15 protein-coding genes and 3 tRNA genes are annotated in these 15011 nt (G+C 64.8%); 6 read left to right on the top strand and 12 right to left on the bottom strand.

Annotation, left to right across the window (positions count from 1 at the left end; translation table 11 throughout):
- Positions 1 to 141: 141 nt before the first annotated feature.
- Together AC5P9F_RS00475 and AC5P9F_RS00480 are read left to right on the top strand one after the other, a co-directional pair.
- Positions 142 to 909 carry a MipA/OmpV family protein gene (locus tag AC5P9F_RS00475; RefSeq protein ID WP_005412817.1) on the top strand — a complete coding sequence of 256 codons (768 nt, stop codon included), beginning with the start codon at positions 142 to 144 and terminating at the stop codon, positions 907 to 909.
- Between the two features lie 30 nt (positions 910 to 939).
- Positions 940 to 1224: a hypothetical protein gene (locus AC5P9F_RS00480; RefSeq protein WP_005408868.1), complete on the top strand. Its 285-nt coding sequence runs from the start codon at positions 940 to 942 to the stop codon at positions 1222 to 1224.
- 42 nt (positions 1225 to 1266) lie between these two features.
- Here the strand turns inward: AC5P9F_RS00480 and AC5P9F_RS00485 are convergent, their stop codons facing one another.
- The gene (locus AC5P9F_RS00485; protein WP_005408867.1) at positions 1267 to 1407 is read right to left on the bottom strand and encodes a hypothetical protein; all 141 of its coding nucleotides are present in this window, start codon (positions 1405 to 1407) and stop codon (positions 1267 to 1269) included.
- A gap of 162 nt (positions 1408 to 1569) precedes the next feature.
- On the opposite strand from AC5P9F_RS00485, the gene AC5P9F_RS00490 reads away from it, so the two are divergent.
- The 3 genes from AC5P9F_RS00490 to AC5P9F_RS00500 all read left to right on the top strand — a co-directional run bounded on the left by AC5P9F_RS00490 (position 1570) and on the right by AC5P9F_RS00500 (position 3030).
- A complete protein-coding gene (locus AC5P9F_RS00490; protein WP_005408866.1) occupies positions 1570 to 2139 on the top strand; it encodes a TlpA family protein disulfide reductase in 570 nt (189 codons plus the stop codon).
- Positions 2140 to 2251: 112 nt separating this feature from the next.
- On the top strand, positions 2252 to 2440 hold the full coding sequence (locus tag AC5P9F_RS00495) for a hypothetical protein (protein ID WP_005408865.1): 189 nt from the start codon (positions 2252 to 2254) through the stop codon (positions 2438 to 2440).
- A gap of 257 nt (positions 2441 to 2697) precedes the next feature.
- Positions 2698 to 3030 carry a hypothetical protein gene (locus AC5P9F_RS00500; protein WP_005412816.1) on the top strand — a complete coding sequence of 111 codons (333 nt, stop codon included), beginning with the start codon at positions 2698 to 2700 and terminating at the stop codon, positions 3028 to 3030.
- A 106-nt stretch (positions 3031 to 3136) separates the two neighbouring features.
- Here AC5P9F_RS00500 and AC5P9F_RS00505 read toward each other — a convergent pair.
- From AC5P9F_RS00505 to uvrB, 3 genes are all read right to left on the bottom strand, one after another.
- Positions 3137 to 3211: transfer RNA gene (locus AC5P9F_RS00505), tRNA-Val, on the bottom strand.
- 98 nt (positions 3212 to 3309) lie between these two features.
- Positions 3310 to 3384: transfer RNA gene (locus tag AC5P9F_RS00510), tRNA-Val, on the bottom strand.
- 107 nt (positions 3385 to 3491) lie between these two features.
- A complete protein-coding gene (gene uvrB, locus AC5P9F_RS00515; protein WP_005408863.1) occupies positions 3492 to 5516 on the bottom strand; it encodes an excinuclease ABC subunit UvrB in 2025 nt (674 codons plus the stop codon).
- Positions 5517 to 5687: 171 nt separating this feature from the next.
- On the opposite strand from uvrB, the gene AC5P9F_RS00520 reads away from it, so the two are divergent.
- Positions 5688 to 6182 (top strand): GspH/FimT family pseudopilin, encoded by a 495-nt coding sequence (locus AC5P9F_RS00520; protein ID WP_012479680.1) that lies wholly within the window; start codon positions 5688 to 5690, stop codon positions 6180 to 6182.
- A gap of 48 nt (positions 6183 to 6230) precedes the next feature.
- Here AC5P9F_RS00520 and AC5P9F_RS00525 read toward each other — a convergent pair.
- The 8 genes from AC5P9F_RS00525 to ppnN all read right to left on the bottom strand — a co-directional run bounded on the left by AC5P9F_RS00525 (position 6231) and on the right by ppnN (position 14862).
- Positions 6231 to 6307: transfer RNA gene (locus AC5P9F_RS00525), tRNA-Asn, on the bottom strand.
- Between the two features lie 47 nt (positions 6308 to 6354).
- The gene (locus AC5P9F_RS00530; protein ID WP_005408861.1) at positions 6355 to 6780 is read right to left on the bottom strand and encodes a type IV pilin protein; all 426 of its coding nucleotides are present in this window, start codon (positions 6778 to 6780) and stop codon (positions 6355 to 6357) included.
- Positions 6781 to 6793: 13 nt separating this feature from the next.
- Positions 6794 to 10597, bottom strand: a complete 3804-nt coding sequence (locus tag AC5P9F_RS00535; RefSeq protein WP_164170802.1) for a pilus assembly protein — start codon at positions 10595 to 10597, stop codon at positions 6794 to 6796.
- 11 nt (positions 10598 to 10608) lie between these two features.
- The gene (locus AC5P9F_RS00540; protein WP_005408859.1) at positions 10609 to 11130 is read right to left on the bottom strand and encodes a pilus assembly PilX family protein; all 522 of its coding nucleotides are present in this window, start codon (positions 11128 to 11130) and stop codon (positions 10609 to 10611) included.
- Positions 11131 to 11133: 3 nt separating this feature from the next.
- Positions 11134 to 12303, bottom strand: coding sequence for a PilW family protein (locus AC5P9F_RS00545; protein ID WP_005408858.1), 1170 nt, complete (start codon positions 12301 to 12303; stop codon positions 11134 to 11136).
- Positions 12300 to 12800, bottom strand: a complete 501-nt coding sequence (gene pilV, locus AC5P9F_RS00550) for a type IV pilus modification protein PilV (protein ID WP_005408857.1) — start codon at positions 12798 to 12800, stop codon at positions 12300 to 12302. The genes AC5P9F_RS00545 and pilV overlap by 4 nt, the downstream gene beginning before the upstream one ends.
- Positions 12797 to 13312 carry a GspH/FimT family pseudopilin gene (locus AC5P9F_RS00555; RefSeq protein WP_005408856.1) on the bottom strand — a complete coding sequence of 172 codons (516 nt, stop codon included), beginning with the start codon at positions 13310 to 13312 and terminating at the stop codon, positions 12797 to 12799. The genes pilV and AC5P9F_RS00555 overlap by 4 nt, the downstream gene beginning before the upstream one ends.
- Positions 13313 to 13473: 161 nt before the next feature.
- Entirely contained in the window at positions 13474 to 14862 is a 1389-nt protein-coding gene (gene ppnN / locus AC5P9F_RS00560; RefSeq protein WP_032966556.1) for a nucleotide 5'-monophosphate nucleosidase PpnN, read from the bottom strand.
- Positions 14863 to 15011: the final 149 nt, after the last annotated feature.

Here is a 15011-nt window from a genome sequence, read left to right on the forward strand (position 1 = left end):
GGCTCGGCTACCGGAAACGGTGCCGATCATAGTGCCTGGCGCCCACTTTTTCCGCTTCGGCCTGGCGGATGCGCCGACGCAATGTTCTGACAATGTTGCGCCCCCATCATGCGCAGCCATCCTCCGCAACGTCGTTGACCGATGCCGCCACTGCCCTCGACCCTGCTGCGCCCGCTGCTGTTCTCCGCTGCCTTTGGCCTGCCGGTGTTCGCGCAGGCCGCCGACAGCAACCCGGGCATACAGGCCGGCATCAGTGCTGGCGCGACCTCGGGCGCGTATGCGCACTACGACGTCAAGCCACTGGTGGTCCCGTCCATTGCCTGGCAGGGCCAGCGCTTCTTCGCCAGCCCGGGCTCGCTGGGCATGTACCTGTACAAGCGCGAGGGCCTGCGCCTGTCGGCGGCGGTCACGCCCTACACGCTGCGCTTCAAGACCGACGACGTGAACGATCCTCAGCTGCGCCGCCTGCACAGCCGGCAGATGTCCGCCATGGCCGGCATCAATGGTGAATACAGCGCCGACTGGGGCATCGTCGAGGCCAGCGTGATGCGCGAGGTCACCGGGCACGGAGGTGGCATGGAGTCGCGCCTGCACTACAGCTATCCGATCCAGGCTGGTCGCTTCACCTGGGTCCCGAAGGTCGGCGTGGTCCACTCCAGCGCACGCTTGCTGGATTACTACTACGGCATCAGCGATGAGGAAGCGCTGCGCTCGGGACTTGCCGCCTACAACCCGGGCAGCGCGACATCACCGAGCCTGCAGATCGCGGTCAGCACGCCCCTGGGCACGAAGTGGCGCGCGACCGGCGTGGTCGCCAACCAGTGGCTCGGCGATGCAGTAAAGGACAGCCCGATGGCACGACGCGGCACTCAGTCATCGGCCTTCATTTCCCTGATGCGCTCGTTCTGAACGAGCACCCGCTACGGACAAGGACTCCCCATGGCCTCCGTCTCCCCCACCTCCGAAGCACACGCGATCCTGCGAGCCCCCGATCTGGACAGCGCCGAACGCGTCTACCTTGGCCTGATGCCCGACCTTGAGCACGTAAGCGCGCTTGCACGTCGCGCGCTCGGCCAGTCGCGCGTTGCCGACGCAGCCCGGGGATACGCGCTTTCGATGACCCTGGTCGGGCTGCGCCTGCAGGAACTGGAAATGGGCGAGGCCAGCGCGAAAGAGCACCGGCAGGCCACCCTGCGCAGCCTGCGCCAGGCCTTCAGCGCCTGAGCACCGGCCTGCCGCAACGCGGCGGCAGTGCCGCGCCCCCGCTCAGCGGAACGTGGTCCAGGCCAGCACAGCGGACAACAGGGCGACCCAGATCACTGCCTTGAACGTACCTTCCAGCATGTTGCCGCCGAACAGCAGTTCAAAGAACGGATTGGGCCTGGAAACCGGCACATGATCGCTCATCGTTGAAAGATCCTGGGGATGGGTGGAGGGCATGCACGCATGCCTGCGCGGGCACAACTCTAGTACATGCGCTCCGTCGGAGGATGTGCCGGGAACATCCGCTTAACAACCTGCGCGCCAGTTCGGGTATGTTCGACCCAACGCTGTGTTCAAGGATGATCGATGCTCAAGCGCGTCCTGTTCCCCGTTGTCGCCCTGCTGCTGTCCGTGCTGGTCATCGCGCTCGGATGGCAGAACCGCCAGCTGCGGCAGATCAATGAGCAGATGGCCACGCAGCTGCAGGACATGCGTCTTGCAGCACATGGCCTCGAACTGGGTAGTCGCCCGGATGCGCTGGCGCTGCGCACCACGCAGCAGACCTTCGTCGATATCGGCGGTGCCCGCGAGGTTCCGCAGATCCTCTATTTCTTCTCCACCGCATGCCGCTACTGCCTGGCCTCGGTACCGCAGCTGCAACAGATCGCTGCGGCCCGCGGCAACAGCGAACTGGTCGGTGTCGGCATGCCGCCATACGACCAGCTGGCGGACTACGCCGGCAAACATGCACTGCGCTTCCCGATCGCCATCGACAACGAAGCCGCCGCGTCCACGCGCTATCGCGCCACCGTCACGCCGATGCTGATGGTGCTGGCTGCCGATGGCCGCGTTGCCTACAAGCATGTCGGCCAGCTCGACGCCCAGGTCGTGCAGGCTGCCGTCGCGTCGCTCGCACCGAAGCCGGCGCTGCCCTGATCCCGCGTGCCGCGCATTGCGTCGCGGCCCCCTGTTACCGCATTCGCGCCACAACCGGCACTCCCGTGCCTTCGGCAACTGCAACTCCACAACGCCAACCAAGGAGATACACATGATCGGAAAGAAAGTGCTTTCGTCCGTCGCCGGTATCGTCGTTGTCGCGGCCATGGCCTTCGGCGCCAGCCAGGCCTTCGCCGTCTCGCCCAAGACCGGATATGCACCGGGCTGCGAACCACACCCGCAGTGCCCGTTCGGCAACGCGGGCAAGCACGGCCAGCTGCTGTGCTGCGATCCGTTGTAACCGGATCCGTGCATGGGGTCGGCATCGCTGACCTGCCACACCCGCCGCGGAGCTGAGCCAGCGCCGCGGCCATGACCGGGCCACCCCGCAGTGGCCCACCACGCCGGGCCGCCTTGAAGCGCGGCCCGGCACTTCCTGGCCCGGATTCATCCTTCCCGCAGCGACTTGGCGGGCGCTTTTCCGGCTTTCGTCGCATACCGGTTTCACAGCGCAGGGGGCAGTGCCACGCTGGACTCCCTTCTCCGGAGCACCGTGCCATGCCGATGCTTGCCCTGCTGCTGTTGTGCGCTGGCCTGTTCGGCCGCGATGCCGACGCCGGGGATGCCTCCCTGCGCAGCCAGATCCTGCAGGCCGACGCCGGGCATGCGGGCGTGCCCCCGGCACATGACCAGACACCGGAGCCGACGGCCCTGCAGTTGTACCGGCTACGCCAGGACCGCGTGCTGCGCGTGGGCAACCAGCGCCTGCCTGCAGGCGGCCAGCAGCATCAGGCCGGTTCAGCACGTTTCGCGCAGGTCTGGGAACGCGTGGACGGGCACTGGCGGCTGCAGCGCATGATCAGCATCGACGAATGGGTTGCCCAGCGCTGACGCTCGGCACCGGCACCGGCACCGGCAACCGTCGTAAACGAAAAAGCCGGCCCAGGGCCGGCTTTCATCGTGATCCACCGCTGCACCGGCAATGCCGGGAGCCAGGTGGTGGGCGGTACAGGGTTCGAACCTGTGACCCCTACCATGTCAAGGTAGTGCTCTACCGCTGAGCTAACCGCCCATCTTGTTCCTGCCGCCCGAAAGCTGGCCTTGCTACGTAAAAACCCGGCGCCAGGGCCGGGCTCTTCAGTTCACGACAGCCTCCTTCCGGAGACTTCGTGGTGGGCGGTACAGGGTTCGAACCTGTGACCCCTACCATGTCAAGGTAGTGCTCTACCGCTGAGCTAACCGCCCGTTTTTGCTTCTGAACGTCCGCGATTGCGTCGGTGCAGGCCGCGTATATTACGGATGCCGGCCGTGAAGCGCAACACTTTTGTGAAGAAGATGCTGCACCGCCGCGTTCAGCCCAGACTCGCTTCCTTCAGCTGCCGGATCTGGTCACGCACCCGTGCGGCATCCTCGAATTCCAGGTCCTTGGCGTGCTGGTACATCTGCTGTTCCAGCGCCTTGAGACGCGCCGCCAGCTGCGCCGGACCGAGCGAACGGTAATCGGCTCCGTCCTCGGCAACACCCGCCCTGCCCTTGCCCTTGCCCTTCTTGGCTTCCTTCTCCGCCGCATCCGAACGCGCACCTTCGAGGACGTCGACGATCGGGCGCGCCACCGAGCGCGGCACGATGCCATGTTCTTCGTTGTACTCGACCTGCTTGGCGCGGCGGCGGTCGGTCTCGTCGATCGCTGCCTGCATCGAGCGGGTCACCTTGTCCGCATACAGGATCGCCTTGCCGCGCACATTGCGGGCGGCGCGGCCGATGGTCTGGATCAGCGAACCGGTGGAGCGCAGGAAGCCTTCCTTGTCGGCGTCGAGGATCGCCACCAGCGACACCTCGGGCATGTCCAGGCCTTCGCGCAGCAGGTTGATGCCCACCAGCACATCGAACTTGCCCAGGCGCAGGTCGCGGATGATCTCCACGCGCTCGACCGTATCCACGTCCGAGTGCAGGTAACGCACGCGGATACCGTGTTCGGTCAGGTATTCGGTGAGGTTCTCGGCCATGCGCTTGGTCAGCGTGGTGACCAGCACTCGGTCACCGGCCTTGATGCGCGCGTTGGCCTCACTCATCAGGTCGTCGACCTGGGTGCCCACCGGGCGGATCTCCACCACCGGATCGATCAGGCCTGTCGGGCGCACCACCAGCTCGGTGATCTCGTCGCCGGCCTCGCGGTACTCATACGGGCCCGGCGTGGCGGACACGTAGATCGCGCGCGGGCAACGCGCCTCCCATTCCTCGAAACGCAGCGGTCGGTTGTCCAGTGCCGACGGCAGGCGGAATCCGAACTCGACCAGGGTCTCCTTGCGCGAGCGATCGCCCTTGAACATGGCGCCGATCTGCGGAATGGTCACGTGCGATTCGTCGATGACCAGCAGCGCGTCCGGCGGCAGGTAGTCGAACAGCGTCGGTGGCGGCTCGCCGGCGTTCTTGCCGGTCAGGTGCCGCGAGTAGTTCTCGATACCGTTGCAGAACCCGACCTCGGCCATCATCTCGATGTCGAACTGCGTGCGCTGTGCCAGGCGCTGCGCCTCCACCAGCTTGTTTTCCGCGTACAGCTGCTCAAGCCGCTCCTTCAACTCCACCTTGATCGTTTCCACCGCGGCCAGCACGCGCTCGCGGGTAGTGGCGTAGTGGGTCTTGGGGTAGACGGTGAAACGCTGCATGTTGCGCATCGTCTCACCGGTGAGCGGGTCGAACAGGGTGATCTTCTCGACCTCGCCGTCGAACAGCTCGATGCGCAGCGCTTCGCTGTCCGACTCGGCCGGGAACACGTCGATCACTTCGCCACGCACGCGGAACGTGCCGCGCTGAAGCTCGTACTCATTGCGCGTGTACTGCAGCTGGGTCAGGTGATTGATCAGGTCGCGCTGGTCGATGCGCTCACCCTTGGACAGGATCAGGCGCAGCGACAGGTAGTCCTCCGGCGCACCCAGGCCATAGATCGCCGACACCGTGGCCACCACGATCGCATCCGGGCGCGACAGCAGGGTCTTGGTCGCGGCCAGCCGCATCTGCTCGATGTGCTCGTTGATCGAACTGTCCTTCTCGATGAAGGTGTCCGACGAAGGCACGTAGGCCTCCGGCTGGTAGTAGTCGTAGTAGCTGACGAAATACTCGACCGCGTTGTGCGGGAAGAACGCCTTGAACTCACCATACAGCTGCGCCGCCAGCGTCTTGTTCGGCGCCATGATCAGCGTCGGCTTCTGCACGTTCTGGATGACGTTGGCGATGGTGTAGGTCTTGCCCGAGCCGGTGACGCCCAGCAGGGTCTGCTTGGCGATGCCCGCCTCGAAGTTGCTGGTCAGCTTCGCGATGGCATCAGGCTGGTCGCCCGCCGGCGAATACGGCGAGACGAGTTCGAAACGGTCGCTCATGGTGTTGCCAGTTCCCGGGAAGGACAAGTATACGGGGCAAGGGGTGACGGCCGGCTGAGGGCTTTCCGGGCAGGCGGGCGCGGCAGTGCCTGATGGCGGCCGTCCCGCTGCGGCGCGAGGCTTGATGCCATGCATCGCACTCCCGCCCACTGTCGTTCAGCATCACCCGGCATGCATCTGGTTGAGATGCTGGTGGTGATCGCCATCCTTTCCGTTCTGCTGGCCGTGGGCTGGCCGGCCCTGCGCCCGGTGCTGTTGCGGCAACGCGCCGACGCCCTGCAGCTGACCCTGCATGCCAGTCTTTCCAGCGCCAGAAGCGAGGCCCTGAAGCGCCGCGAACTGATCGGGCTGTGCGCCAGCGACGACGGTGAGCAGTGCTCCCGCGACTGGAGCGCAGGGTGGATCATCTATCGCAGCGGCAGGCACCGGGGGACACCAGCATCCGCCCAGGACATCCTGATCCACCATCAAGGCCGGACCGACATCGCCATCGTCGCCCAGGCCAGCGGTGGACGGCCGCTGCTGTTCTTCCAGCCTGACGGGCGCAGTCCCGGTGCCAATCTGACGCTGCGCATCTGCGCAGGAGACCGGCTGCATGGCAGGTTGGTCATCAACAACGGCGGCCGCATCCGCAGCGAGCGTGTCGACCGCACCCTTCCCTGCTGACGGGCCAAAACGACAAAAGCCGCGATTTCTCGCGGCTTTTGCAGTATCTGGCGCCCGAAGTTGGACTCGAACCAACGACCCCCTGATTAACAGTCAAGTGCTCTAACCGGCTGAGCTATTCGGGCGGGGAGGCGCATTGTACTGGGCGTTCAGAGGAAGATCAACACCTGATTTACCAGCAATCGGAAACCGTGCCGCTGGCCGTTTTGCGGTTGGCCTGGTCCACGCTCAGCGTCCCGCAGCTGTCCTTGGTCTGGTTGCCCTGGGGCGTCGCAGTCAGCGTGAACGAGGACGCCTTGCCATCGAACGTGATCGCGTACCGTGTGGTCCCGCCCTCGCGCGGCGACACCTTGCTGGGCAGCGCGAAGCCCGAGTAGGTGTTGTTCACCGAGTAGTAGCGCTCAGCACGCTGCGCGTATTCCACCAGGTCCGCCTTGGCCACGCCCCGGTGCGACTGGCGGATGTACTGCTGGTACGACGGAACGACAATCGCGGCCAGGATGCCGAGCACGATCACCACGATCATCAGTTCGATGAGGGAGAAACCGTGCTGTTTGCCGGGACGACGCAGGGTACGGGAAAGAGTGTTCAGGCTCATGGGCATGTCTTCGTTACTGGATCTGGCGCCAGGATTGGCGACCGCAGGGATAAGGCACGTACATCGTCGGAGCACCCGCCACATTGACCGCCATCCAGCAGGCACGTCCGCCTCGATCGGCACCCTTTGCCAGGCGCGGCATCACCGAGACATTGACGTCCTTCACCGGTGCGGTGCCGCCGGTGTCGAGACTCACGCCAGCCGTGCCCGCTCCGTAGGGCGTGCCGGTAATGGACCCGACCCGCGCCTGCTCCAGCGATGCAACACCCGAGATCGGATTGAGGCCAAACAGCCAGTTGCTTCCCTCGGTCGAACAGCCACGGCCACCCGCGGTAGGCATGTAGGTCGGCATGAACACCGTTCCCGACGCCACGGCAGGATTACCAACAAAGCGTTCACCTGCGCCGGGCAGTGCAATGCTCCATCCGCGCGCCGCCCCGGAGAAGGGCGTGGCCGTGACCGTGCGCAACTTGTTGGTGGTGGTCACCGTATAGGCCACCAGATTGGCGGGCACGATCGTGGCCTCCGGCTGATCCTTGCTGGTGTCGTTGACACCGTACAGCGACTGCGCGGTGAGATCCTGAGGGTCATTGTCGAAGGAGAAGCTGCCGGTACCCAGCACCAGCATCACGCCACCACCGGGTCCGGTCACGGCGGTCATGCCACCGGTAATCGGCTGGCGATACACCTGGTTGTTGTTGTTGGTCTGGCGCGCCGTGGTGAACACCGGCGTGGTGACCGAGGTCGCCGTGCTTTCCAGGTCGAACTTCCACAGCGCGCCGCGCTGGTCGGCCGCATAGATCGTGTCCGCCAGGCCGTCACGGCCACGTACACGCCCGGTCCCACCGGCGCTGTCGGCGCGCCAACGGTCGACAGCTACGATGTTGCCCAGGCCATTGTCACCGGCAGGTGCGGTTGCTGCGGCCTCGGTAGCAGTGATCATCCGCACCGCGCCCGATCCCAGGTCGACCACGAACAGCACGGCCTTGCGGCTGAGGCTGTTGTAACCGTTGCCGAAGATCGCTTTCCACGCCACCCCGGTCCCTTCCTTCACCGGCACGATCACCGGCTTGCCAAGGACATGACCGATATTCGCCTTCACGGTGCTGTCGAGCCCCGGCGCCACGTCACTGATTTCCCACAGGCGATTGCCGGTACCGAAGCTGGACGGCGTGGTCACATCCAGCGCGAACACCGAGCGCCCACCGGCGCCGGCCGTACCGACCAGTGCCGTGGCCCAGTTGCCACCGATCTGCGCGTCCGCCACCGCGATCGGTCCATCCACGTAGTAGCGATGACGGAAGCGCTGGTCGGACTTGTTGGCCGCCACGTAGGGATACAGCAGGTTGGCCATGTGGCCCAGCGCGGTTCCAGGGATGTAGGCGAAGGTCTCGCTGCCACCGGCACCGTCACTTACGCCATTGCCGTTCATGCCACCGTCGAAGGCATGCAGCATGCCGTCATTGGCACCGACATAGACCATGTAGCGGCCATTGTTGCGCTTGCGGGTCAGGTACGTCGCATACGAGGTCGCCATCGCGGTGCTGATGCGCTGGTAGCCATAGTCGTCGCGGGGCGAACTGATCACCGGGCTGGAATTGACAATGTCACCCAGCACGGTGGTACGGGTGCGATAGATGCCCCCCGAGTTGCGCACTTCGCGTGATGCGTCGCCGCGCAGATAAGCCATGGCCGTGGCGATGTCGCCGCCCAGCTTTTCAGCCTCGGTCGCAGAACAGCGCGCAATACCCGGATACTGCTTCTCGTCCTTGTTGCAGAGATCGGTGAAGGCGATGTTGGTGCTGCTGAAGTCAACTGCAGCATTGCCCTTGGTGGCGACGATGGTGCGCGAACGCTGCGCGCCCAGTTTCTCGGCCGCTTCCCACACCTGCGTGTACTCGGTCTGCTGCGTCTTGTCGTTCACCGCAAGCTTGGATGCCTTCAGGCGGCTGAACCAATCGGTTTCCTCGTTGGCCACTTCGAACTGGGGCGTGACCGCCAGCGACCCGGTACCGATACGCGCGCCGGTCAGGCCCTGGCTGCCCGAAGGCGCTGGCCCGGAGGTGACCGACGAGAGCACCCGGCGCATGGCCGTGGTGATGTCTGCCGGAGTACGCGCGTTGATGTACTCACCGCGGGTATTGGTCGCGGCGTGCCAGATGTCATCCACGGTGCTGGGGTTGTCGTTCTGGCGACTTGGCCAGTTGCTGTAGACCGCCGAATCGGTATACGGGTTCTGTTGCTTGTTCGGATCGAACAGATTGCCACGCGCGCCCAGCGTGATCCCGTAGAAGTTGATATGCAGGTCCTTGTTGCAGTCCAGCGACTTGTCTGTACTGGTCGCGCACTGCTCCGGCACCGGCACATTGCCCTTGGGCATCGCGGTATCGGTGCGCAACGGATTGACGTAATAGTACGCCGCGATATCAGCCATCGTATCCGAGTTGCTGTCCTTGAACGGGGCACCCATGGCACCGTCAATGTTCCCTGGGGTGGGGATCGAACTCGATGGGAACCCGTTGCCGTTGTTGCTGTAGCCATCGGTGAACAGCATCACCGCGTTTTTCTGGCAGGAAAGCTTGATGGGGGCCGCATCGTCGGTTCGCATGAACTGCAGGCCGGCCGCATTTACCGCATTGCGGTTTGGCGTGCCACCGCTGGCCGTCAGTGCGATCATGTCGTTATACAGCTGAGTCTTCTGACCAATCAGGCTCATGTCCTGGATCGTTAGACGCTTCGCAGCATCCGTCGAGCTGTTGTACTTCAGGAAATCGTTGATCCTGAAATAGCCGACATACATATCGTTGACATTCAACGCATGCGTCATGCCCGCGATCATCGCGCGGTTGCGGTTTCCGTAGTAGGTAAACCAGTTGGCGAAGTTCTGCATTGCCGCCGCATCACTTGCCGTGAGCACGTACTTCCACATGTGGCAACCCTTGCCGCAGGCATCCAGGACCTTGGTCCGATTGTTGCCCGCGTTGGCATAGGCATTGGGCGTTCCCGCCAACTGCGGGTAGGGGTCGCCATCGCTCTTGAAGGGCATATAGAACGTCGCAGGCGTGTACTCCAACGACGCGTTGGCCGCGGACGACCATGAGGTCCCAGATTTGTTCTCCTGCACGGAACTGAACCGTCCGGAGTCGGATACGGTCATGTATCGCTGGCCCGGCGGGGCATACATGCCGTCCTGCATGCGCTGCACATCCCAGGATCGAGTTCCCAGGTAGCTGCTCGATACATTTACGACATAGTTGCTGTCATTCTGGTTACGCGGATCAATGAGCGCGGCACTGGCGACCGATGCCGGGTAGGATTCAACAGCCTCATTGACGATACGGAGCCAGGGTTGATACTGGATCGAGGGATCGTAGTAGGCTGGATTGTAGGCAGCGGATCGGGCAAACCCGAACACGTCCAACGCAGGGATTCCGAGATAACTGGTGTTGATCCGCGGCCCCGGCAACAGGTAGAAATAGTTGCACTGCCCATCGTTGTAGGGCCTGTTCCACGCATCGTAAGCAATGATGTCATCCGGTTTGTTCAGGACCCCGGCCGACTTGAAGAAGCTCTTGCGCGCGTTGCTCCAGCACGCCGTTCCATCCTGCCCCGGGAACTGGGTCTGGAAGGTCATCGAACCCGAATCGTCCACCGCCATGATGAATGACGGCGGCGCGGAGACCTTCAGGTTCATCGGGTGCTGCGACAATGTGCCCTGCGCCTGCGCGGCGAACAGGTTCATCGCAAGCCAGGTGCCGCCAGCCACCGCCAGCAACAGCCCGGAGCCGGCCAGGATCTTGATCTTTCGGGTCGCCATGACCGGGTTCCTCAAAGCTTGAAAACAGTGTCGACAGCCGCCGAGGAAGTACCCTCGTTGCTGGTGGCGGCATCGCGATCGGAGCCGAACGCGGTGATCTGGTAGACGCGGGTGGGCTCTTCGCTTTCCGGCGTGCCCATGCCCAGCGTCGATTCGCCCTGGATGCAGGCGTCGATGCGGCGCACGCTGACCACCGGCGCCGCCGACAGTTTCTGCTCTCCCACCCAGCGGGTGGGATCGAAGCCGTCATCGCAGATGCGCTTGATGGCGTCAGCCTTCAACGAGCCGCCGTCGCCGGTATTGTTGTCGATCTCCTCGATCGACCGCTCGGCGTCACGGACCGCCCGCTCGCTGGCCTGGAACGCCACGTTGGCGGCCCGGTAGTTGGAGGACATGCGCTCCTGCATGCTCGCCACCTGCATGCCGACCACGCCGATCAGCGACAGCAGGATCAACAGCATCAGAGCCACGTACAGCACCGCACCGCGCTGCTGCGTACGCCCCTGGAATCGACGGGAGACGGAGGGCTTCATGGGTCAGTTCCCGAACAGTCGGTTGCGCAGTGCCACGGACACCTCGTAGGAGGCGCGGTAGCGATCGTCGTAGGTCGTGGGCGGATTGAAGCCAACGCCGAGCACGCCCAGCTGGGCCACGGCCGTATTGGCCTGCTCGGCCGCGGCGCGCTGCGGGCTGCGCACCAGCAGTCCAAACTGCACCAGGCCAACCCGTCGCCACGCAGCGACAGCGGCGGCATCGGTACCGGTACTGACCCCGCTGGCAGTCTTCTGGAAGGCGATTACCCCGGTCGGCGGCGCGGTGCTGCTGATCGCCGTCTCGGTATCCTGGCCGTAGAGGAACTGCAGGCTCTCAATGCCCTCCACCAGCTCCTCACCGGTGGCGAACGTGTTGTCGCCAGCGCCACGCGCGCGGTACAGCGCGGGTTCGCCGGCGGTATTCGTTGCCACGTAGTACGCCATCGATTCCACCCGATAGACCATGGTCACCGCGTTGTTGGCCGAATACGCCGAGAGATCGGCTTTGCTGGCCGTGATCGTGCTGCCGGCGATTTTTCCGGCAAACACGTCCACTTTGCTGCAATCGGCCACGGCAAACGCCGAGGGCGTGGTGACGGCACCGGCCGACAGGCGGGCCGCCGCGTCACTGGCGATCGTGATGTCCGGCGAAGTACCGGAGCCGATGGACAGCACCGGCGAGCCTTCCGGCGCAAGGTAGCGCATCACGATGATGTCGCTGCCGCCAAGCGGTTTGGGCTTCAGATTGGTGATCGCCGACGGCGTGCTGCCGGCAGCCCCCCAGCTTGCGCCGAGGGTCAGCTTGTTGCCAGGCGCGGTGCCCTGTGCCTCGTAACCCTGGATCGGCACCGAGAAGTCCATCGGGCTGCCATCACCCGACTTCACGCCGGCAATGTTGACCTTGACACTGTCCTGGGCGCGCACCAGGTGCGCCTGGTCATTCACGCAGCCCATGTGCCCGGCCATCCGGATGTCGCGCTCGAGGAACTCCAACGCGAATCGGGCGTTCTCCTGGGTGCGCGCGACACCTTCGGACAGCTGCGAGGCCGCCCGCGAAGCCATGAAGATCTGGGTCACGCCCAGCATCAGCACCAGGCCGATGACCAGCGAGATCAGCAGTTCAACCAGCGAGAGGCCAGCCGCATGGCTGGCAGCGGAAGGCGCGCGCTTCATAGACGGGTAACCAGGGTGAACGTGGTGATGCTGTCGGGATTGGCTGCGTTCCATCGCTCGTCTCCCCAGCCGATGCCCACCGTGACCAGACCATCATTGACGGTCACGTTGGCGCTGGCCTTGCCTCCCAGCACCTTGACGACCTGGCATTGCCAGCGCGCCACGTTCGCCTTGGAGGCTGTCACGTCGGCACTGTTGGGCCAGGTGCAGGGGCCAGCCGGCGCGGTGACCGAGCCGGCAGTGAAGGAGGCCTTGGTGTATTCGCCACCGTTGAGGGTTTCGCTGCGCTGTACGCGCATCAGCTCGATCAGATCGTAGGCCAGGCTGGTGGCCTGGGTGCGCTGGCTGGCGCTCTGCACGAACCGCACGTTCATGGTCTGCAGCAGCGCAAAGCCAAGCAGGCCGAACGCCAGCACCAGCAGCGCGATCAGCACCTCGATCAGGCTGAAGCCACGACTGCGGGCAGGCCCGCCCATGCCGGAACGACGACGTTTCATTTGCAGGTTCCTGCGGTGGAGCGGACCTGGCCGGAGAATAGGACGGTCAGGGTCCGCATGGGGTCACCCGTCTTGCAGCCTTGCGGCACCAGGCTCACGACCTGGTCGGCGGACGCGCGGCGGCGTCCCTGGGAATCGAAGGTGATGACGGTTGGGCTGGGAGCCTCGACCGCCAGGCTGCTGCTGCCCTTGGAGAAGCGCAGCACGCTTTCGCTGCCGCTGACGGAGCCATCGCCATCGGCGTCGCCCCAGGCCAGCATGCCCTTGCTCCACTCACCATCGCAGGACGTGCCGTTGCTGCTGCCGCACACCCCGCCACCATGGCGGTTGCGGATGGCCTCGCTGCGAGCGAGCGACAACAGACCGATCACCTCGTTGTTGGTGGTGGTCAGCCGGTTCGAGCGCATCGCGGTGCGGAAGCTGGGATAGGAGATGCTGGCCAGAATGACCAGGATGACCAGCGTGATCATCAACTCGACCAGCGTGAAGCCGTTTTGCCGGCGCAAAGACATTGGACGCTCCCCAGCGTGTTGATGGCCACGATGGGCCATCGTCCCGCCACCGGCAAGCGGCGGCAGGATGAACGGTCAATCCAGGGCGACGGGCGTCAAAGCCTTGACGACCCGCACCTTCCCACCCCGGCCGGCGCGATCCCCATCGCACCGGCCCGGGCTCAGGCCAGCACCTGGTAGCAGGGCTGGTATTCGCCGGAGATCTTCATCCGGCGCTGCTCGACGAAAGCGCGCAGCAACGCGTCCAGCGCCTGCATCATGTCCGGGTCGCCATGGATCTGGAACGGTCCGAACTGTTCGATGCGACGCATGCCGTCTTCCTTCACGTTGCCGGCGACGATGCCCGAGAACGCGCGGCGCAGGTCGGCCGCCAGCGCATGCGGCGCACGCCCGTGGTGCAGGTCCAATGCGGCCATCGCCTCGTGGGTGGGCACGAACGGCTGCTGGTACTCCCACGGAATCTCGATCGACCAGTTGAAGAAGAACGAGTCCTTCTGCGCCAGGCGGTGCTCGCGCACGCGCTTGATGCCGTTGGCCATCTTCTTCGCCACCGCCACCGGGTCGCCGACGATGATCTCGTAGCGCTCGGCGGCCGCGTCACCCAGGGTCAGGCGGATGAAGCGGTCGATCTGCTCGAAGTACGGCGCCGCCACGGTCGGTCCGGTCAGTATCAGCGGGAACGGCAGGTCCTTGTTTTCCTCGCGCAGCAGGATGCCGAGCAGGTACAGGATTTCCTCGGCGGTACCGACGCCACCGGCGAACACGATGATGCCGTGGCCGATGCGGACGAAGGCCTCCAGGCGCTTCTCGATGTCCGGCATGATCACCAGGTGGTTGACGATCGGGTTCGGCGACTCGGCGGCGATGATGCCCGGCTCGGTCAGGCCGATGTAGCGCGTCACGGTACGGCGCTGCTTGGCATGGGCGATCGTGGCCCCCTTCATCGGGCCCTTCATCGCGCCCGGGCCGCAGCCGGTGCAGATGTCCAGGCCGCGCAGGCCCAGTTCATAGCCCACCTGCTTGGTGTACAGATACTCGTCGCGCGAGATCGAGTGGCCGCCCCAGCACACCACCAGGTTCGGGTCACCCGGGTTGAGGATGCGCGCATTGCGCAGCAGGCCGAACACCGCGTTGGTGATGCCCTCGGACGACTCCAGCTCGGCCGCGTAGGCAGGGCCCATCTCGATGGCCATGTAGGCCAGGTCACGCACCACGGCGAACAGCAGTTCGGCAACACCGCGGATGATCTCGCCATCGACGAAGGCCATGGCCGGTGCGTTGACCAGGTCGATGCGCACGCCGCGATCCTGCTGCGCCACCTGGATGTCGAAATCGGGATACAGATCGCGCGCCGCGCGAGGATCGTCAGAGGCACTGCCGCTGGTCAGCACGGCCAGCGCGCAGCGGCGCAGCAGCTCGTGCATGCCGCCGGCAGAGGCATCGCGCAAGCGGGCCACTTCGGCCCGCGACAGCACATCCAGCCCACCGCGCGGGTAGATCCGCGCGTCCTGCACTGGCAGTGCGCGGGCTGATTTTTCGTTCGTGGTCATGTCCAATTTTTTGCTTCCTTCAAGGTTTCCGACTGTACTGCCGCCCCCTTAAAAAGCAAAACGGCCGGGAAGCCCGACCGTTGGATGTGTGCTCCCCGCGTTCGCCTTTCCGGGACCGCATCGGCGGCGTTGGCACCGCGCACATTTCT

This window comes from Stenotrophomonas sp. YJH_SMC_4 (assembly GCF_059371575.1).